The organism is Candidatus Viadribacter manganicus, from assembly GCF_001679665.1.
Taxonomy (GTDB): Bacteria; Pseudomonadota; Alphaproteobacteria; order Caulobacterales; family Aquidulcibacteraceae; genus Vitreimonas; species Vitreimonas manganica.
The window spans coordinates 1,161,934-1,180,846 of the sequence record NZ_CP013244.1 but is presented as its reverse complement, the minus strand read 5'-3'; the positions used below and the strand labels follow the sequence as shown (position 1 = coordinate 1,180,846).

Below are 18,913 nucleotides of genomic sequence, written 5' to 3'. Positions count from 1 at the left end.
CTCTGAGGCTTGCGTCCCTACCGGGACACGCGCCAAGAGAGTCGCAAAGGACGCCAGCTGCGTCTTGCGAGGGAGTGATCCTGCTTGAACGGACTGAGGCTATTGCTCGCCCTCGCGGCGTTCGCGGGCATGATTGTGCTCTGTGTGCTGGGCTGGAATTACGGCGGCATGGGCGGGCTTATCGGCGCCGGTGTCGGCTTTCTCATTCGCCTCGGCGGTCGTGGGCTCGATTGGGGCGAGCGGCTCGGCAACGGCTATGTCGGCGCGCTCATGGGCATGCCGGTGGGTTTGTTGATCGGCGGCTTCTTGACTGTCGGTGCGCCTTATCTCCTCGCGATGATCAACAGTACGCCGCAATAAGAACCCAAATCCTGCGCTTGCTCCCATGAATGGGGGAGGCGTCTCGCGTTCAAGAACGCGCATAGCCTCTCCGGAGGGAGAGGTGTCATGCGTGCAGTGGTGCTCGCGTTCGCCGTAGGCTTGATGTCCGCCAGCGCGCTCGCGCAGGAAGAGCCGCAAGCCAACACGTCTGCGCAGATCAATTATTCCGGCTTTCGCGATTTGACGCGCGAAGTTGAGGCCTATCGCGACAATCGGCTCGTCACGCTCGCTGACTTCCAACGCATGGCGCGCGAACCCAACACCATCGTTCTCGATGCGCGATCCAGCGCCGCCTACACCGAGGGGCACATTGGCGGCGCGATCAATTTGCCGTTCACCGATTTCACCGATCAGAGCCTACGCACAGCGTTGCGCGATCCGAACGTGCGCATCTTGATCTATTGCAACAATAACTTCTCAAACAACGCGCGACCCGTCATCTTGAAGCGCGTCGAACTCGCGCTCAATATTCAGACCTTCATCAATCTTTACGGCTACGGCTATCGCAACGTCTACGAACTCGGCGACGTTGTTGACTTCAACGATCCTGCCGTGGGCTGGGTGCGCAGTTAGTTCTAGCGCCATGCGTGGCTTTGCGCTTAGTTCCGCCGAAATAGGAGGCGGGGATGCGTCGACGTGAATTGGTTCTGGCATTGAGCGCGGCCGCGTTGGCCGCTTGCACGCCGCCCGCAGCCGAAAATACCGAAACCGCCGGCCGCGCCCGCGCCGTGACCGATCCGGCAGGCGTTCTTCGCCCGCTCTATGATCGCTACATGACGCCGGATGCGCAGTTCCCCGATTTCCGCGAGCAAGCGCCATGGTCGAACAGTCTTTGGACCTTGCTGGAAGCGATGACGCGGCGTTCCGAACAGATCAATGAACCGATCCTCGACTTCGATCCTGTGATCGGTGCGCAAGACTATCAGCTCAGCGATCTCAATGTGCAGAACGAAGCGATTTCCGAAGGGAGCCACGCCGTCGTGCGCGCGAGCTTCAACAACGCCGGCGCGCGCACCGACATCGTCTACGATCTCATCTGGGAAGATGATCGCTGGAAGGTCGACAACATCCGCGGCGAAGGCTGGGATTTGCGCCAGATCGCGGCGGCCCCGAACGCGGATGCCATCGTCCCTTAAGCTAGGTTACTCCGCGAACAGGCGCACCGTCGCCGAACGGCGGCGGAAGCTGGTCTCTTCGTAGACGAGCGCAACGCGCGTGATGTTGCGATCGTCGCCGTTAAGATCGATGACGCGCGTGCATTCGCCTGGGTTTATGCGGGCGCGCACTGAAACGTCTTGGTGGCCGCCGTTTCGATAGAACACGTCGACATCGTAGAAATGCACTGGGTTGCGATAGACGCAGAGCTTGATCCGCTCGAATTGGCGCGGACCCTCGACGACGATCACGTCACGATCGGTTCGGTCGCGCACGTCGCGGGCGCCGATTTGCGTCCACGCCCCAGCGGGCGTTGCGCATGCCGCCACCATGACCAATGCGCCTGCAAGAATAGCTTTCAAATTCACGTTCGCCTCCCAGCGATGGGACCCTCACAACCACTCTAACGGCTGTGAGGGCATTTCCCGTCGCGGAAAATGCGAAACGTCAATTACGTTCGAACGGCGTGCCGGTGCGGATGCTCTCGCGGATATCGCCGAGGACGAGCGTGTTCTCTTCGTTGCCAGGCTCGATCCGGATCGCTGCGCGCGCGTCCGCTTCTGCAAGTTCGTACGAACGCTGGTTCATCCGTGACGCCGCGCGTAAACGCAGCGCCAGCGGATCGTTCGGCCGGATATCGAGCGCACGTGAGAGATCTTCCTCTGCGGGGCGCCAGTCGCGCTCCATCGCGTAGGCGCGCGCGCGGTCGATCAACAAGTCCGGCAATTGCCCCGGATCGTTGCCAACGGCCGTAATCGCGCGGGTGAAATTGCTGCGTGCCTGGCCTGGCTCGCGGCCAAGCAGCCAAGCATTGCCAGCTTGCGACCAGAGCTCGGCGCGGAGGCCGGTGTTTTCCGGATTCACCGCGCTTGCCAGCGATTGCAGACGCCGTGCGCCTTCGTCGAAGCGGTTTTGCGCAATCAGCGCCATGGCCGCGCAGCGATAAGCGTGCACCGACTGAGCTTCCCCCGCCCAGGCCATGCCTTCTTCGTAGGCGCGCACCGGATTTTCTTCGATCAGCGCCAGGCACTGCGCAAAGCGTTCGCCGATCGCACCGGTGGGTGCGGCGGCGGACTGCGCCAAGGCGAGAGGCACGATTAAGGCGGCGACAATCGACATGAACCAGGAACTCCCCGTCTCGTCCCCCTCAGGACGCTTCACCGATGCCCCAAAGGGCGGCCAATTCCAAGGCGTTCGCTCAGCGCGCGAGCTGGTTGGCGATCATGGAGGCGCGCTCGACCAGCCGCGCCAGGTCGGCGGGACGTGAGAGCCTATGGTCGCCGTCCTTGATGAGATCGATCCGCTTGTTATCCGAGCGGATAAGATCATTGAGTGCGAGCACGTGGCCGGGGGGGACATCCGGATCGGCCTGCCCCTGCAAGATGTAGCAGGGGCCGTCGAACGAGATCGGTGCGCCCATGATCAGGTGTTTGCGGCCGTCCTCGATCAGATCGCGGGTGATGACGTTGGGCTCGGGCGCGTATTGGGAGGGCAATTCGAGCCGCCCGCAAGCCAACAGCTGACGCTGTTGCTTGGCCGAAAAGCTCGGCCAGATGAGCTTTTCTGTGAAATCTGCGGCAGGGGCGATCAGCAGCAGGCCCTTCACGCGTTCTGGCCGGGCGCGCGCGGCAAGCAGCGCCAGCCACCCGCCCATCGATGAGCCGACGAGCACGAGCGGGCCGCATGTGCGCTGATCCAGAACAGCCAGCGTGTCGCTGAGCCAGCGCGATATCGTGCCGTCTTCGAACCTGCCGCCCGACACGCCATGACCAGAATAATCAAATCGCACGAAGGCTTGGCCGTGCTCGCGAGCCCATTCCGCCAAGGTCTGCGCCTTTGTGCCGGCCATGTCGGACTTGAAGCCGCCGAGCCAGACGAAGGTCGGCGCCGCGCCTTCCACCCGCTCGAAGGCGATCTGCACACCTAGGTGCTCAAGAGCCTCGATTTGGCCGAAGGCCATCGCTCTACTCCGGGCTAAGCGCGGGTGAACGAAGCTCACTCAATAACGCGCGTTTAATGAATCTGAGCGCCTTATTAGCCAAAATCGTTATCAAACATCGGTTTAGCCAAACCGGCGGGAAAATCGGGCAACGGACAGCATTGCAAGAAGGTCACAACCTGACGGTTCTGCAAGTTACCCCTGAGCTCAACGCTGGCGGGGTCGAACGGACTACGCTTGAAATAGCCGAAGCGATCAGCCGCGCCGGGGGGCTCGCTTTGGTCGCTGCCGCCGGCGGTCGTCTTGAGCCGGACCTCAAGACGGCCGGCGGCGAATTGATCCGCATTCCGGCGCATTCCAAAAACCCAATCACGATGATCGCCAACGCGTTCAAGCTCGCGGAGATCGCGCGCAAACGTAAGGTGCAGATCATTCATGCGCGTTCGCGCGCGCCGGGCTGGAGCGCATTGTTCGCGGCGCGCATGGCGAAGGTGCCGTTCGTCACGACCTATCACGGCATTTACAACGCCAAGTCGCCACTGAAAGCTTTCTACAATTCGGTGATGGCGCGGGGCGATGCGATCATCGCCAACTCTGAATTCACCCGCGAGCACGTGCTCGCGCACCACGATGTCATGCCCGAGCGCGTCACCGCAATTCCGCGTGGTGTTGATCTTGCGGTGTTTGATAGCGGCAAAATTGCCCCCCAATCCATCGCCGCGTTGCGCGCGGAATGGCGCGTAAAACCGGATCAATGCGTGGTTTTTGTTCCCGCGCGTCTTACGCGCTGGAAAGGTCAGACGATCCTGATCGAGGCTGCGCGTCTGCTGAACGAACGGCGCCCAAACGCCGTGAAATTCATCATCGCAGGCGATGATCAGGGGCGTCGCGCTTACAGCCAGGAAATGCTTTCCGCGATTAAAGCCGGCGGACTGCAAGACGTGGTGGCGATGGTCGGTCACCTGAGGCAGATGCCTTTGGCGTTTGCGGCTTGCGATATGGCGGTGTTTCCCGTCATCGAGCCGGAAGCGTTCGGACGTGGCGCGGTTGAAGCTGAAGCGATGGGTGTTCCGGTGATTGCCTCCAATCTTGGTGGCTACACCGAAACGGTCGTTGAAGGTCAAACCGGATTTCTGGTGCCGGCGGGCGCGGCTGCCCCGCTCTGTGGCGCAATAGAACGAATGATCGATGCGGGAGCGGAAAAACGCGCTGAAATGGGACGAAACGGGCAGGAGCGCGTGAAGGCGCTTTATTCAAAACTTGCCCTGCAATCGGCCACATTAGCTGTTTACGAACGGGTTTTGCGCCAAGCCGAATCCCGCAAAGTGGCGAAGTCGCCGGGACAACCGGTGCTCTAGGAGAAGTTGAATGATCTGGCGCAAGCCAGCTGCTGAGGTCGATGGCGATACAAGCGCCAAGCGCGTGCTGGTGATCCAGCTCGGCGGCACCTCCTCGTTCATCCAAGCGCTCGCGGCGGCCAAGCGTATTCGCGAGCAACACGTTGGCGCGCGCATCACGCTGCTGACCACCGAGGCCACAAAAGACCTCGCTGAGAAGGCGCCGTATTTCGATGCGGTCGAGGCCGACGGCAAACCGACTGAGCCCCAAGCAATCACCGCGCTGATCAAGCGTCTGCGCGGCGCGAAGTACGACATGGTTTACGATCTGGAAGGATCGAGCCGCACCAACAACTACTTCCAAGGCCTGCGTCCTTGGCCGCCGAAATGGTCAGGGCCGATCGCAGGCGCGAGCCACGCGTATCTCGATCCAGAGCGCGTTCATCTTCATCCGCTTGATCGCTTCGGCGCGCAGCTCGCTGGCGCTGGTCTTGGCGCTGAGCCGCTGATGCCAGAGCTGGGATGGCTGCGTGCCACGATGCGCGATGCGCCGAGCCTGCAGCCGGAATTTTTCGGCATTCGTGGCCGTTACGTTCTGCTGCTGCCGCGCGGCTCGGACGCCGAGCCGCACCGTCGCTGGCCGCAAGCCAAATACATCGAGCTTGCCCAGCGCATCGCCTCCAATGGCGTCACGCCGGTGATCCTCGGCGGGATTGAGGAGCGCCCGATCGGCGCCGCTATTGCCAAGGCGGAACCGCGCGCCAAGAACCTCGTCACGCGTCCAGATCTCTTCCAGAGCATCGGCCTCGCTGAGCGGGCCTCATTTGCGGTGGGCGATGACGTCGATCTGATGCATGTGGTGGCCGCCGCCGGCGCGCCATGCCTCGTCTTTCTGTCCTCGACGGTAAAGGGCGCTCCATCGGCGCCTCGGGGCCGTAGCGGGGTGGTGGAATTCACCGCCGCCGTGATCGCGGACCTCCCGGTCGACCAGGTTGACCGCCAATTGAAAAATTGCGGCGTCTATCGCCAAGCCGCTACCGCTTGATGCGGAGCCTTTGACAAGCAATATTCAGAGCCTGAGTCCGCGCCCGAGAGGGCGCGGCGCTCATGCGTTTTATCAACAGCTACAGGAGAATGCCCGATAGCCAGACGTCCGTATGCCGCGCCGCCCCCCTCGAAGGACGGGCCGCGGGTGAATGAGGATATCCGCGGAACGCCGCGCGTGCTCCTCATCGATGCAGATGGGGAAAAGCAGGGTGAGATGCCGATCTCGGCAGCGCTCGATGCGGCCCGTGAAGCAGGCCTCGACCTTGTCGAGGTAGCGCCGAATTCCGTCCCTCCAGTCTGCAAGATTCTCGACTACGGCAAGTTCCGGTTCGAGGAGCAGAAGAAGAAGGCCGAAACGCGTAAGAAGGCCAAGCGGGTCGAACTGAAGGAAATCAAGGTTCGCCCGAACATCGACGACCACGACTACGAAGTGAAGATGAAGGCCATCCATCGCTTCTTCGAAGAGGGCGACAAGGTGAAGGTCACCCTGCGCTTCCGTGGCCGCGAAATGCAGCACACCAATCTCGGCATGGATCTCCTGGAGCGCATGCGCCAGGAACTCGATGGCATCGCCAAGGTTGAGCATGAGCCGCGCTTTGAGGGCCGTCAGGTCGTCATGGTGATGGCGCCGCGCGCTTAATCAGCTGCGGTTCAGGCTGAAGGCGTTTAGATCGCCGCAATCGAAGGAGTGTCGTGCCTATGCGCGCTATTTTGTTTGCGGCGTTTGCCTTGGCTGCTTGCGCCTCACCGGCAGGCGGTGGCGCAGGCCCGCAAACGCCACTGCCACAACACATTCAAGAAGATCTCGCTCAGCGTGAAGCCGCTCTGCATGAGCAGGGCGTGGTTATCGCTGCGATCAATCAGACCGCCGATCTCGGCCAGGGTTTGCGCGTTCGTCCCCTTGAAGTGCGGGAAGATAGCCGCTGTCCCCAAAACGCACGCTGCGTTTGGGCCGGCCGCTTGCGCTTGCGCGTGAACATCGAAGGATTGGGCGAGCGCGAGATCACCGACGATGGCGGCGTGGTGCAGACGCCGCACGGTTCGGTATCGCTGGTTGCGATTTCGCCTGGTCCGTGGACCGATTGGCCGGAAGGCGCCAAGCCGCTGTACCGCTTCGGTTTCCGCCGCGCTTAACCGCGCGAGTAGGGCCGCCGCTTGGTCATGATGTACATGTTGCCGAACAGCGCCAGCAGCGCGACGCCGAACGCTACGGCGTTGAAGATCGGAATCCGCTCGGCGTTTGCCGCGACGAATTCCTCAGCGCGTGTGCGGGCCTGTGAATTCGCCGCCGCCTCGGCCGCCTGCTTGGCCTGATCGCCGGCGAAGCCGAAATCCACATTTGGCGGCAAGCCAACGGCGGCCAAACTGACGCCGCCCACTGCCGGCAGCCGTGACGGCGCGAAGGCCAAGTGCGTCCCAAACGCGATCACCAGGGTCGCCAGGATGGCCATCAGCCAGCGCGAGCCCGCGAGCGCCTGGAGCGAGCCGGTGACCTTGTTCTTTTCCTCGACGAAGATCTCTTTGGCCTCGGCCAGGCTAGTCGGTTGCCGCACCATTTCCGTCCGCTCCCACTTGGGGGTTAGCTTAACCCTGTCGGGCCCGGGCTGGGAGCCCAAATGTCGGCCTTTCAATGCCCCGTGGCCCCATTGCGGCGCTCGGACCCCCATGCTATCAGCCCCGCCTTCTTGGGTGGCCCGGCCTGTACGGCATGCCGTGGCGACCCTTTTTGCGTGGGTTTCGGCCCACGCCCGATCCAAAAGAGGATGAAATGCCGAAACTGAAGACTAAGAGCGGCGTGAAAAAGCGCTTCAAGCTCACGGCCTCAGGTAAGGTGAAGGCCGGCCCCGCCGGTAAGCGCCACCGCCTGATCAGCCACAACGCCAAGTACATTCGTCAAAACCGCGGAACGTCGACGATCGCCGAGCCCGATGCAAAGCGCATCAAGCTCTGGATCCCGTACGGCCTCGATTGATCTGACGGAGCACTGAGCATGGCACGCGTAAAAGGGGGCGTCACCGCGCACGCCCGTCACAAGAAAGTTCTGAAGAAGGCGAAAGGCTATTATGGCCGTCGCTCGAACACCTTCCGCACGGCGAACGCCGCTGTCGAGAAGGCTGGTCTTTATGCCTACCGCGACCGCAAGGCCAAGAAGCGCAGCTTCCGTTCGCTCTGGATCGTGCGCATCAACGCGGCAGTGCGCGAAGAGGGTCTCACCTACTCGCGATTTATCGCGGGTCTGGCAAAGGCTGGCATCACGCTCGACCGCAAGGTTATGGCCGACATCGCCATGCACGAGCCGGAAGCCTTCAAGGGCCTGATCGCCCAAGCGCAAGGCGCGCTGAAGTAAGCTGCGAGCTGACCACGGTATCGAACGGGCGAGGGCAGCGATGCTCTCGCCCGTTTTCGTTTCGGCAATGTTGCAACAAGGGAAGGTAGCGGAAGGGGCAGCCAAATTGCTTCGGCCCCACCCATTCCGCTAAACACCGGCGATGAACGGTCAAACCACTGATTTGGCGGCGCTCGAAGCTGACTTGCTGGCGCGCGTTGACGCCGCCAACGATGAAACCTCGCTTGAAGCTTTGCGCGTCGAGGCGCTCGGCAAGCAGGGCAGCATCTCTGCGCTGATGAAGAACCTCGGCGCGATGAGCCCAGACGAGCGCAAGACGTTCGGCGCCGGCCTCAACGTTCTGAAGGACAAAGTCACCGAAGCGATCGTCACCAAGAAGGCGGCGATGGCTGAAGCTGCGCTCGATCGTCAGCTGCAGGCCGAAGCCGTGGATGTCACGCTGCCGCCCGTGCGCCCGCGCCTCGGCACGATCCATCCGGTGTCGCAAGTGATGGAAGAACTCGCCGCCATCTTCGGCGAGATGGGTTTCACCGTTGAAGAAGGTCCGGACATCGAGACCGACTTCAACAACTTCACCGCCTTGAACTTCCCGCCGAACCATCCGGCGCGCGAAACGCATGACACGTTCTTCCTTGATGCCAAGGGCGAAGACGGCGCGCGCAAAGTGCTGCGCACGCACACCTCGCCGGTGCAGGTGCGTACAATGCTGAAGCAGAAGCCGCCCATCCGCATGATCTGCATGGGGCGCACCTTCCGCAAAGATTCCGATGCTACGCACACGCCGATGTTTCACCAGATCGAAGGCCTCGTCATCGACGAGACCTCGACCATGGCTGATTTGAAGAGCGTGTTGATCGCGGCGATCAAGGCGTATTTTGAAGTCGATGACGTGAAGCTGCGTTTCCGTCCGCACCACTTCCCATTCACCGAACCCAGCGCTGAAGTCGATGTCGGCTGCGACAAATCCGGTGGCCAGATCAAGATTGGCCAAGGCGATGATTGGCTCGAAATTCTGGGCTCCGGCATGGTGCACCCGAACGTGCTCAAGAGCTGCGGCATCGATCCGGAAAAATACCAAGGCTACGCCTTCGGCATGGGCATCGATCGCCTCGCCATGCTCAAATACGGCATGCCTGATCTCCGCGACTTCTTCGCGGCCGACGAGCGTTGGTTGAAACACTACGGCTTCAGTCCATTCCTGCTGCCTGGCCTCGCACAGGGAGTGGGCTCATGAAATTCACGCTTTCCTGGCTTAAAGAGCACCTCGCGACTGACGCGAGCATCGAGGCCATCGTCGAAACCATGACCATGACTGGTCTTGAAGTCGAAGGCGTCGAGAACGCCGGCGAAAAGCTGAAAGCGTTCACAGTCGCGCGCATCATCAGCGCTGCGAAGCACCCGAACGCTGACAAGCTGCAAGTCTGCCAAGTTGAGACCGGGCAAGGGCGCCTTGAAATCGTCTGCGGCGCGCCGAATGCGCGCGCGGGTCTTGTGACGGCGTTCGCGCCGATCGGCGCCTATGTGCCGGGGCTCGATGTAACGCTCGAAGCGCGTCCGGTGCGCGGCGTCGTGTCGAATGGCATGCTCTGTTCAGGCGCCGAACTTGAACTCGACACCGACGCAGACGGCATCCTCGAACTCGATTCCGAACTCAAAGTCGGCGCGCCAATCGCGGAAGCGTTGGGCTTGAACGACCCGGTGATCGATATCGAAGTCACGCCGAACCGCCCCGATTGGCTGGGCGTTGCCGGCATCGCGCGCGATCTCGCCGCCGCCGGCATCGGCAAGCAAACGACAAAGCCTGTGCTGCCGGTGCCGGGGCGCTATCCATCGCCGCAGAAAGTCGCGACACAAGCGCCGCACGCGTGCCCGATGTTCGCAGGCCGCTTCATTCGCGGCGTCAAGAACGGCCCATCTCCGGCATGGCTGCAGCAACGCCTGCGCGCCATCGGTCAAAAGCCGATCAGCGCGCTTGTCGACATCACCAATCTCATCACGCATGACCGCGCCCGTCCGTTGCACGTTTATGATGCAGCGAAGCTGAATGGCGTCGTCCGCGCGCGCATGGGTAAGGAAGGCGAGAGCTTCAAGGCGCTCAACGGCAACGTCTACAACGTCACACCTGCAATGTGTGTCATCGCCGACGATGAGCGCGTACTCGGACTCGGCGGCGTTATCGGCGGCGAATATTCCGGCGTGTCCGAAACCACGACCGACATTCTGGTCGAGTGCGCGTACTTCGACACCACGATCACGCACCAGGCCGGCCGCGCGCTCACGCTCACGACCGACGCGCAATATCGCTTCGCGCGCGGGGTCGATTCAGGCTTTGTTGTTCCGGGCCTCGAACTCGCAACCCGCATGATTCTCGATCTTTGCGGTGGCGAGCCCAGCGAGATCATGGTCGCCGGCGATCTGCCGCCGCCGCCCAAGGCGATCTTCTTCGATCCCGATCGCGTGCGTCAGCTCGCTGGCATCGACGTGAAGCCGACGCGCGTCCGCGCCGTGCTGAAAGACCTTGGCTTCGAAACCAGCGCAGAAGCGCAGGGCAGCAAGCGCATCATCGTTGAACCGCCGACGTGGCGCCGTGACGTCGAGGGGCCCGCCGATCTCGTTGAAGAGGTCGCGCGCATTGAAGGCTTCGACAAGCTGCCGACGAATGAGCCGCCGCGCGCGGCGGGCTTCCGTCCGCCGCCAGCCAGTGTTGGTGAAAGCCGCACGCGCTTGGCGCGCCGCGCCGCCGCTGCACAAGGTTATAACGAAGCCATTACCTGGAGCTTCTGCTCACGCGCCCAAGCGCACGCCTTCGGCGGTGGCGGTGACGAAATGCTCGTCGCCAACCCGATTGCGGCCGATCTCGATTGCATGCGTCCGACGGCGCTGGCGCAGCTTCTCGTTGCCGCGCAGCGAAACGCTGACCGGGGCTTCGATGACGCGCGCTTGTTCGAGGCAGGTCCCGCTTACACGAACACCAATGATGTGGGTCAACAGCGTACGCTAGCCGCCGTCTGGCGCGCGCGTGCGCCACGTCATTGGCGCGCTGCGCCCCAGCCCGACATCTTCGATGTGAAGCGCGATGTGCTGATGATCCTCGCGGCCATCGGCGCGCCCGTCGCATCGTTGCAGACCTCGTCTGACGCGCCGGCTCACTGGCGACCCGGCCGTGTCGGTACGCTGAAGCTCGGCCCAAAGGTGATCGCGTTTTACGGTGAGATTCACCCGCGTACGCTGAAGCTCATCGGTGTCGAAGCGCCCGCGCTGGCATTTGAGATATTCCTCGACGCCGTACCCGCGCCGCGCGCCAAGGGCTCACGCACCAAGCCGCCACTCGAGAAGCTCGATCTGCAACCCTTGACCCGCGACTTCGCCTTCATCGTTGATGACGCCACGCCTGCCGCCGACGTCGTCCGCGCCGCCATCGGCGCCGATAAATCGCTGATCAGCGATGTGAACCTATTCGACGTCTATCGCGGCGAACGCATGCAGCCGGGCAAGAAGAGCCTCGCCATCGAGGTCACGTTGCAGCCGCGTGAAAAGACGTTGACCGACGCCGACATCGAAGCTGCAAGCGCGAAAATCGTCAGCGCCGTGATGAAGGCAACTGGAGGAACGCTGCGGGGTTAATCGTCGTCCTTGTCGTCAGCGGCTGGCGCGATGACGACTGCACCCGGCCGCGTGACGATCACGGGCCGGGGCGCGGCAGCTGAAGCGGCATTTGGATCTTGAACGGTGGGTGTTTGATCCTTGCCGCCGACGGGGTTGAGGAACCCAGGCGGTTGACCGGCGATATCTGCTGCAAACCGACCGCCAGTGTAGTTCCTGCTGGTTCGGCTGGTGTTGGGCTGGGCCCGCTCGGTTTGCTCATCGGTCGGCTGCTGAGCTTGCTGTGCGAGGCCAGGCGTGGCGACCGTAAAGAGAAGCAGCGTTATCACCGAGGCGGTTTGCGTCAACTTCATGATGTCAGCCCTTTGTGCTCGCGGCGCTAGCATTGCAGAGCCGGGCTAATTTGTCATCGGCCCGCGGAACGCCGCCAGCGCTGCATTGCGCGCTGCAACGCCGCGTCCCGCGCGCGTCAGCGCGTCCACCGTCTCGCGCGGTAGCGAAACGTTGGTCTCGGTGTCGTAGAGCGCCTCGTACTCCATCGGCTCCATGTCGCGGAACGTGATCACGTCCATGTTGAGCGCGATGTCATCGCAGCGGACACCGCGCCCGTTCACGGGCTGGCTGCATCTCCAATCGCGCAGCGCTTGCTGATAGGCCGGCAATTGCGCCCGCCAGGTATCGACTGACGCACGCTTTGCAACTTCCGTCGCAACATCGACCGGCGAATACATCATCTCATAGGCGCCAATCGCGTCCGTGCCGTGCTGTTGAAAGGTGCGTGGCCGGATGTATTCGGCGTTCACAACCAGAAACAAAACCCGCCGTGCCTGCAGCGCCTCGCGCGCGGTAAGCGGTGAGGGCGCGCCTTCGCCCGCGCGCAACACCTGCAAGCTCAGCATGCCGAGATTGTCGGCGACGCCGCCGTCAACGAGGTGAAGGTAACGCTGCGCTGCGCTGGTATCGCCGCGATAATTTTGAAACGCCCGCGCTGTCTGATGCACATTTTCACCCGCGCCGCGATCCCCAAGCACGCGGGTTGTCCATGCCGGCGGCCCGGCGCAGCGCGAGGCGTAGCTTTCCATCACCACCGGACGAAACGCGACCGGCACGGCCATGGACGCGGCCACCGCGTCCGCGACATGCACCTGACGCAGATCGCTGCAAATGCCATCGAAGAAGAACTGCGTGAATGCGAAGGGCGTTGAGTTGTATAGATCGGTCGCGTTCAAGATGACGCGCGGACCCTGTCGCATATCGCCCATAGTGGCTTGGCCATAGACGTTGGCGCTTAGCCATTCGGTCAATTGCTGCGGGCCGTTCATGCCGCCGCGCAAGGCGCCCGCAACACCGAACGGTGAACTTGGTCCGCGCACGTCCCATGAGCGGGAAAGATAGGCGGTGTCGAACGTGTCGAGGCCCGCATCGCCGTGCAGTCCGTAATATGCCGCCAGTACTGACCCGCCAGAAACGGACGTGATGAGCGCGATGTGTTCGCTCAGTGGCCGGCCATCGTGTCCGTGAGTGTCGCGCAATTGCTGCAGTACGCCCAGATGAAACGACGCTGCACGCGCGCCGCCACCTGAAAGTGCGAGCACGATGAGATCGTCACCAACCGGCGCGCGTCCATCGACATTGGCGCGCAATCCACCCAAGGGGGCGTTGATGGGCGCCGTTGGCGCCGTCGCGCACGCAGTTGTGAGCAACGCGAGAACGAAAACCAGACTTCGCATGCTTGTCCACCCATTCCCGGGGCTTCGCGGCGCGCGAAGGGCCCGGGACCCATAAACGCGACAGTGTAAGCGAAAAACACTAACGGCGAACGCTACGCCTGCAAGCCAACGTGTTTATGGATCCTGGACCCGCGCTGCGCGCCATCTTCGAATGGGTGGGAGTCTTGATCGGGAAATCCGATGTCCGATATCGCCAATGCGAGGACGGCCTCGCGCTTTCCAGCATTGGGGACGGCCCCTATACGAAGCGCCAACGCGCGAAGGAGTCGTCATGCAAGCGTGGATCATGCTTGGGGCCGCCGGCCTGTTCGAGATCGTCTGGGCCATTGGCCTCAAATACGCGGATGGCTTCACCAAGCCGATACCCACAGCCATCACCGTCACGGCTATGGTCATTTCAATGTGGCTTCTCGCACAAGCGGCGCGTGATCTGCCGATCGGCACTGCTTATGCGGTCTGGACCGGTATCGGCGCGGTGGGGGCCGCGATCCTCGGCATCATCTTGTTCCAGGAAAGCGCAAATCTCGTTCGGGTGGGCTGCGTTGCACTCATCGTCGTTGGGATTGTTGGGCTTAAGCTTTCAACGCCCGCCTGAACGGCCTTGCCGCGCTCGCGCGCCCGATTAAAACGGCGCGCGAGGAGGGGCGCATGGCTCTGATCAGGCGCAAGCACAGTTCGATCAAGGGCTACGTCCACGATTGGCTTGAGCCAGACGACGGCGCGATTAATTTCTTTTCCGGCTCGATCATCGTGCTGGTGATCTTGAGCTTGATGTCGTTGGCGCTCGAAACGGAATTGCTGCGCAGCGATACCCACCTTGATCGCGCCATGCTTCCGGAAATTCAGTTCATCAATCTCGCGGTCGTTTGGATATTTGCCGCCGAGTTTGCGCTGCGCTTCTGGTCCGAAGGTGAAAACCCGCTTCACAAGGGCGTCGCGGGCCGGCTGCGTTTTCTTGCGCAGCCGGTGACCATCGCCGATGTTCTGGCGTTCGCGCCGGAACTCATCGCGATGCTTTTCTTTCCCGAATATTCGGTCGCGTTGTTTCCGGCGCTGCGCGCGCTGCGGCTTTTCCGTCTCTTCAAGCTCGCGCGCTACGTGCCGGCGTTCGCGATTGTCGGCGCAGCGGTGAAACGCGCTTGGGCGCCTTTGATGGCGGCGCTCTGCGTCGCCGCTGCGCAGCTCTATATCGCCGCGATGATGCTCTATCTCATCGAGGGCGACACCAAGCCTCAAGCCTTTGGCTCGATTGCGCGCGCCATGTGGTGGGCTGTCGTTACGCTCACTACGGTTGGATACGGCGATGTCTATCCCGAGACGATGTGGGGCCGCATCGCGGCAGGCCTCGTCGCGCTCGCAGGCGTTGGCATCGTCGCGATGCCAACAGGTATCCTCGCTTCAGCGTTCGCGGAGGAATTTCGCGAACGCCACGAGCGCGAGCAGGTGGCCAAGAAGGCAAAGCAACACCCGCCCGCGTCAAGCTGAACGTTAGCTGGGCGGTGGCGCCGAGAGATTGAGCCGCCGGGTTTCGCGAATGCGGCCATTCGTCAGCGCGCCTTCGATCAGCTCGGCGCCGGAAAGTCCGAACACACGGCTGCCGATAAACAGCGCCCGCGTATTGCCGTACCAATCCACGCAACTCACTTCGCACCTATAGCTTGGGTCTTGCGCATTCTGGCGCGCCATCAGTTGCCCCGCCCAGCCCAGGCGGCCGTTCGCGGCCAACGTCAGATAGCTGATGTCGGAAGCTTGGCTTCTGAACCACCAGCGCCCGCCTTCCCAGGTGCGCGTCACCGTCGCCAGGCCCATCACGCCGGCATCATCGGCGCCGACGAGCGCGTTGAAGGCGTGCGAGCGCCCTTCGGACTCGTAGCGACCGTCGAGTATCGTTGTGTTGACGATGCGCGGTGTGCCCTCGAGATCGAGCACAGAGATGCTGAGGCCGCGATCGGTGCGATAGCCGCTCAAGATTGCGTTGTTACCCGCGCGCTCCAACCGAATGATGTTGTGCGGCGCCTGCACTATTGTGGCGGCCGATGGGTTTGCCAGCGGCAACGCGATAACCGGCGATGCGGGAAGTGTGTTGTTGGGTTCGGGCGGAGATGAATTCCACCCCGTGCGTCCGCCATAAACAACGTGCGTGCTGGTGTAGCGGATCTCGTAATTGGTCGTGCCTGGAGACGGCGCCTCGATGTAACGGTTCGGCGCCGCCGACATTGGCGTTGTGCCGAATGTGCTGAGCGGCGCATGGAAGTAGCGCACCTGCGCGACCTGCCCGCCGGCGCATGGACCCACGTTCCATGTCAGCAGCGCGCGGAACTCGTCCCTCGTTGCATCAAGCGCCAGTTGGTTTTCCGGCCGGCCGCGCGCCCGCAACGCACGCGGTGTCTCGCCGTTCAACGGCACTTGATACACCATTGCGTCAAGAGAGGCGGACGAGGCGCCCGGAACCGCGCAATCGCGCGCGACAACGCCATCGTATTCGCTGGGCGTGACCCACAAGAAAATGTCGTTCGGTGATACGAAGAATTCGCGCTCGGCCCCGCCGACGAAAGCGGTTGTGCGGCACTCAAGCTCATCACCGGCGCTGAGGTCTCCTAGCGGGCACACCGATACCGAATGCACCATCGGATTGAGCGTGCGCTGCACCGGGCGATAGATGTCGTGACCATCGAATAGCGAACGGCCTTCGCTCGTCACCGCGCGGCGATCGCCATCGCGCAGCCAACGCCGGACAACCGGCCAGCGCATGGCGCGGCGCGGATTGACGTTGGAAATGTCAAGCGGCGTGTAGATGACGAGATTGCCGTTCACCAGGCGCGTCGCGTAATTCTCGATGTCATAATAATCGTTCGATGAGATGTAATATGTCGCCTCGCGCTGCAGCTGACCTGCGTCGTTGATGGTGAGCACCGTGATCTCTGAGGCTTGCTCAGCGTACGAATAGCCGGCGACCAGGATGCGATTACCGCTGGTTAGCAACTCGTCATACCAAGTGTCTTGTCCCGGGCTGCGATAAACGTTGGTGCGGCTCGCGAGCGTCAGGCCCGCCGCATCTTCCGGGCGTGTGTTGACGACGAACAAGCGTCCGTCCTGAAGCACGACCAAGAAACGGCCAATCTGTTTGACGATGCCGCCTTCATCGACGCCTTGGGTTTGCACGTTGGTGATCGATGAGGGTTCGCCCGATGCGCCATCACTCGCGCGCTCTTGCGCCGTGACGACGATCTCATTGGCTGGCGAACCAGGCGCGAACGAAGGCGGCGGTGGCGGCGGCGGTGGCGATGGCGGTGGCGGTGGAGGCGGCGCTGGGATCGCGGCGCTGGCGCCGTCAGTGAGTGCGGCGCCTTCGTAATCCCACCGGCCGAGGACGCCGTTGGCGCGTTGCACGGCGCGCACGTAACCCATGAAGTCGGCGTCGTTGTTGAAGCGTTCGAGCTGATGCCAAAGTGGCGGTTGCGGATTTTCGGTCTTTGTAGATCGCGCAGTCGTCGCCGGTTCTCCGGCCGCGCCGATGAACACCACAGCGGCCGCAGCCGCGAGCAAGCGCCATTTCATGTAACCACCCTCCGCCTAGAAGGACGCTACACGATTGTGGCGCAGATTCGATACAAACGTGACCCAGCGATCACGCTCGCGCGATTAGAATGGATTGATGCGCCGGCGCCGCGAGTAGTGGAGATAGCCGACATTGGCGCCAAGGCGGAAGCCGACACCGGCGCGTATCGGCGCAAGGGTCACCCCGTCGCGGCGCTGATAATTCACGCCAACGCCGCCAATGAAGTAGGCTGAGCCATCAACGCCGGGATAGCGTGTGAAGATGCTGCTGGCGCCCGGCAGGTGATAGGCGAGCGTGAAGACGCGCGAAGCGTTGCCGCCGGTATCGAAGCCAATCGAGGGGCCCTGCCAGTAAACTCGCGTGCGTCCGCTGCGTCCTTTTTGATGGAGATAGCCGCTGCCATAACGCAGGCCGACGCCGATGGCGCCTGAACCTTCGTTGCCCTCTACGTAAGCGTTCGGGCGTCCGAGCTCTTCGAAGACGTGATCGACCACGGTCGCCAAGCCCTCGGCGCCGGCGCCGAAGAAACGCTGCGCTGCGCCGAGAATTTCGTCCTGCGAATATGTCTGATCGGCTTGCGCCAGCGCGTGCGCCGGCAACAACAAGCTTGAGCCAAGGCCAAGCGCGACGGCGCGGCGGGAGGGGTGGTCAGACATCGGGTGTTCCTCCAAGGAGACAGCATAAACATAGGGTGGCCCAGAGCGGTTCCCAGATTGCGTGCTGAACGTAATGGGGATTTCGGGCTTAAGCGCTGAGCCCAGCGCCTTCCTCGAAGCGGCCGATGGCGAAGAAGCGCTCGCGGCGCTGCTTGCGCAAATCGTTGCCCGAGAGCGGCGTGAGTTCATCCAGAGCCGCCGCGATCGCCGCGCCAACCGAAGCAATGGCCGCCGCCGGCTCCCGATGCGCGCCGCCCGTAGGCTCTTGGATGATCGCATCCACGACGTTGAGTTCGAGCAGATCCTGCGCCGTGATCTTCATCGCCGTCGCCGCGTCCTTGGCGCGTGCTGCGTCCTTCCAAAGGATCGAAGCTGCGCCTTCCGGGCTGATCACGGAATAGATTGAGTGCTCAAGCATTAGCACTTTGTTGGCCGCCGCGATTGCAATCGCGCCGCCTGAGCCGCCTTCGCCCGCGATCAGCGCAACCATAGGCACGCCGAGCGTGAGGCAGCGTTCCGTCGAGCGCGCAATCGCCTCGGCTTGTCCGCGCTCTTCAGCGCCAATGCCCGGATATGCGCCCGCCGTATCGACAAAGCTCACCACCGGAAGCTCAAACTTGTCGGCCAAATTCATGAGCCGCACGGCTTTGCGATAGCCTTCAGGGCGCGCCATGCCGAAATTGTGCTTCAAGCGATCGGCTGTCGTGCGGCCCTTTTCGTGACCAATCACCAACACCGGGCGCCCTAAGAACTTGCCGGTGCCGCCGAGAATAGCCGCGTCCTCGCCGAAGCTCCGGTCACCCGAAAGCTCGACGAAATCCGTCACCAGCGAAGCGACATAATCGTTGAAGCGGGGGCGGTCGGCGTGCCGGGCAACTTGCGTCTTCTGCCAGGGGTCGAGCTTGGAATAGATGTCGGCGAGCTGCTTTTCGGCCTTCACCTTGAGGCGCGAGAGTTCAGAGCCCATGGCCATGGCTTCCGAGCCCGAGGCCTCAGAGAGAGCCGCCAGCTCTTCAATCTTGGCCTCAACATCGGCCACTGATTTTTCGAAATCGAGATAGGTGCGCAAAAGTCTATGCCCGGACCCAAAGAGGGGCGGACAATACCCGCCCAGAGCCTTCCATCAAGGTAAAGCCCCACCCCGGATACCAGGATTGCA

22 protein-coding genes are annotated in these 18,913 nt (G+C 62.4%); 13 read left to right on the top strand and 9 right to left on the bottom strand.

The genetic code is table 11. From position 1 onward, the window contains the following. Window positions 1-84 precede the first annotated feature (84 nt). The 3 genes from ATE48_RS06235 to ATE48_RS06225 all read left to right on the top strand — a co-directional run bounded on the left by ATE48_RS06235 (window position 85) and on the right by ATE48_RS06225 (window position 1,517). On the top strand, window positions 85-360 hold the full coding sequence (locus tag ATE48_RS06235) for a hypothetical protein (RefSeq protein WP_156767626.1): 276 nt from the start codon (window positions 85-87) through the stop codon (window positions 358-360). An 87-nt stretch (window positions 361-447) separates the two neighbouring features. Continuing rightward, entirely contained in the window at window positions 448-954 is a 507-nt protein-coding gene (locus ATE48_RS06230; protein ID WP_066769012.1) for a rhodanese-like domain-containing protein, read from the top strand. Between the two features lie 53 nt (window positions 955-1,007). Further along, the gene (locus tag ATE48_RS06225; protein WP_066769009.1) at window positions 1,008-1,517 is read left to right on the top strand and encodes a DUF3828 domain-containing protein; all 510 of its coding nucleotides are present in this window, start codon (window positions 1,008-1,010) and stop codon (window positions 1,515-1,517) included. Window positions 1,518-1,523: 6 nt separating this feature from the next. Here ATE48_RS06225 and ATE48_RS06220 read toward each other — a convergent pair whose 3' ends face one another. The 3 genes from ATE48_RS06220 to ATE48_RS06210 form a co-directional block, all read right to left on the bottom strand. Beyond that, window positions 1,524-1,904 (bottom strand): YaaI family protein, encoded by a 381-nt coding sequence (locus tag ATE48_RS06220; protein ID WP_156767625.1) that lies wholly within the window; start codon window positions 1,902-1,904, stop codon window positions 1,524-1,526. 79 nt (window positions 1,905-1,983) lie between these two features. Continuing rightward, a complete protein-coding gene (locus ATE48_RS06215) occupies window positions 1,984-2,655 on the bottom strand; it encodes a tetratricopeptide repeat protein (protein ID WP_066769004.1) in 672 nt (223 codons plus the stop codon). A 79-nt stretch (window positions 2,656-2,734) separates the two neighbouring features. Then, complete coding sequence (locus ATE48_RS06210; RefSeq protein ID WP_066769003.1) at window positions 2,735-3,496, bottom strand: alpha/beta hydrolase; 762 nt, start codon at window positions 3,494-3,496, stop codon at window positions 2,735-2,737. Window positions 3,497-3,552: 56 nt separating this feature from the next. On the opposite strand from ATE48_RS06210, the gene ATE48_RS06205 reads away from it, so the two are divergent. The 4 genes from ATE48_RS06205 to ATE48_RS19680 all read left to right on the top strand — a co-directional run bounded on the left by ATE48_RS06205 (window position 3,553) and on the right by ATE48_RS19680 (window position 6,993). Then, complete coding sequence (locus ATE48_RS06205) at window positions 3,553-4,833, top strand: glycosyltransferase family 4 protein (protein ID WP_083197189.1); 1,281 nt, start codon at window positions 3,553-3,555, stop codon at window positions 4,831-4,833. Window positions 4,834-4,843: 10 nt separating this feature from the next. Next, window positions 4,844-5,857 (top strand): glycosyltransferase family 9 protein, encoded by a 1,014-nt coding sequence (locus ATE48_RS06200; RefSeq protein WP_066769002.1) that lies wholly within the window; start codon window positions 4,844-4,846, stop codon window positions 5,855-5,857. A gap of 96 nt (window positions 5,858-5,953) precedes the next feature. Next, window positions 5,954-6,499 carry a translation initiation factor IF-3 gene (infC, locus tag ATE48_RS06195; RefSeq protein ID WP_083197188.1) on the top strand — a complete coding sequence of 182 codons (546 nt, stop codon included), beginning with the start codon at window positions 5,954-5,956 and terminating at the stop codon, window positions 6,497-6,499. A gap of 59 nt (window positions 6,500-6,558) precedes the next feature. Beyond that, window positions 6,559-6,993 carry a hypothetical protein gene (locus ATE48_RS19680; protein ID WP_156767624.1) on the top strand — a complete coding sequence of 145 codons (435 nt, stop codon included), beginning with the start codon at window positions 6,559-6,561 and terminating at the stop codon, window positions 6,991-6,993. Here the strand turns inward: ATE48_RS19680 and ATE48_RS06185 are convergent. Beyond that, on the bottom strand, window positions 6,990-7,415 hold the full coding sequence (locus ATE48_RS06185) for a hypothetical protein (protein WP_066769000.1): 426 nt from the start codon (window positions 7,413-7,415) through the stop codon (window positions 6,990-6,992). The two genes, ATE48_RS19680 and ATE48_RS06185, sit on opposite strands and share 4 nt — an antisense overlap. Window positions 7,416-7,627: 212 nt before the next feature. Here ATE48_RS06185 and rpmI point away from each other — a divergent pair, with 212 nt between their 5' ends. The 4 genes from rpmI to pheT all read left to right on the top strand — a co-directional run bounded on the left by rpmI (window position 7,628) and on the right by pheT (window position 11,830). Further along, entirely contained in the window at window positions 7,628-7,831 is a 204-nt protein-coding gene (gene rpmI / locus ATE48_RS06180; protein ID WP_066768998.1) for a 50S ribosomal protein L35, read from the top strand. A gap of 18 nt (window positions 7,832-7,849) precedes the next feature. Next, the gene (gene rplT / locus ATE48_RS06175; protein ID WP_066768997.1) at window positions 7,850-8,206 is read left to right on the top strand and encodes a 50S ribosomal protein L20; all 357 of its coding nucleotides are present in this window, start codon (window positions 7,850-7,852) and stop codon (window positions 8,204-8,206) included. A 142-nt stretch (window positions 8,207-8,348) separates the two neighbouring features. Next, window positions 8,349-9,440 carry a phenylalanine--tRNA ligase subunit alpha gene (pheS, locus tag ATE48_RS06170; protein ID WP_066768990.1) on the top strand — a complete coding sequence of 364 codons (1,092 nt, stop codon included), beginning with the start codon at window positions 8,349-8,351 and terminating at the stop codon, window positions 9,438-9,440. Further along, a complete protein-coding gene (pheT, locus tag ATE48_RS06165) occupies window positions 9,437-11,830 on the top strand; it encodes a phenylalanine--tRNA ligase subunit beta (RefSeq protein WP_066768986.1) in 2,394 nt (797 codons plus the stop codon). The genes pheS and pheT overlap by 4 nt, the downstream gene beginning before the upstream one ends. On the opposite strand, the gene ATE48_RS06160 is transcribed toward pheT, so the two are convergent. Together ATE48_RS06160 and ATE48_RS06155 are read right to left on the bottom strand one after the other, a co-directional pair. Beyond that, window positions 11,827-12,162, bottom strand: a complete 336-nt coding sequence (locus tag ATE48_RS06160) for a hypothetical protein (RefSeq protein ID WP_066768984.1) — start codon at window positions 12,160-12,162, stop codon at window positions 11,827-11,829. The genes pheT and ATE48_RS06160 overlap by 4 nt on opposite strands. 45 nt (window positions 12,163-12,207) lie before the next feature. After that, window positions 12,208-13,539 (bottom strand): patatin-like phospholipase family protein, encoded by a 1,332-nt coding sequence (locus ATE48_RS06155; protein WP_066768980.1) that lies wholly within the window; start codon window positions 13,537-13,539, stop codon window positions 12,208-12,210. Between the two features lie 271 nt (window positions 13,540-13,810). Here ATE48_RS06155 and sugE point away from each other — a divergent pair, with 271 nt between their 5' ends. After that, window positions 13,811-14,134: a quaternary ammonium compound efflux SMR transporter SugE gene (gene sugE, locus ATE48_RS06150; RefSeq protein WP_066768979.1), complete on the top strand. Its 324-nt coding sequence runs from the start codon at window positions 13,811-13,813 to the stop codon at window positions 14,132-14,134. Between the two features lie 53 nt (window positions 14,135-14,187). After that, window positions 14,188-15,024 carry an ion transporter gene (locus ATE48_RS06145; RefSeq protein ID WP_066768974.1) on the top strand — a complete coding sequence of 279 codons (837 nt, stop codon included), beginning with the start codon at window positions 14,188-14,190 and terminating at the stop codon, window positions 15,022-15,024. 3 nt (window positions 15,025-15,027) lie between these two features. On the opposite strand, the gene ATE48_RS19965 is transcribed toward ATE48_RS06145, so the two are convergent. The 3 genes from ATE48_RS19965 to ATE48_RS06130 form a co-directional block, all read right to left on the bottom strand. Continuing rightward, window positions 15,028-17,097 (bottom strand): beta-propeller domain-containing protein, encoded by a 2,070-nt coding sequence (locus ATE48_RS19965; RefSeq protein WP_066768971.1) that lies wholly within the window; start codon window positions 17,095-17,097, stop codon window positions 15,028-15,030. A gap of 84 nt (window positions 17,098-17,181) precedes the next feature. Then, entirely contained in the window at window positions 17,182-17,754 is a 573-nt protein-coding gene (locus ATE48_RS06135; RefSeq protein ID WP_066768969.1) for a DUF1134 domain-containing protein, read from the bottom strand. A gap of 88 nt (window positions 17,755-17,842) precedes the next feature. Further along, window positions 17,843-18,823: an acetyl-CoA carboxylase carboxyltransferase subunit alpha gene (locus ATE48_RS06130; RefSeq protein ID WP_066768967.1), complete on the bottom strand. Its 981-nt coding sequence runs from the start codon at window positions 18,821-18,823 to the stop codon at window positions 17,843-17,845. Between the last annotated feature and the right edge of the window lie 90 nt (window positions 18,824-18,913).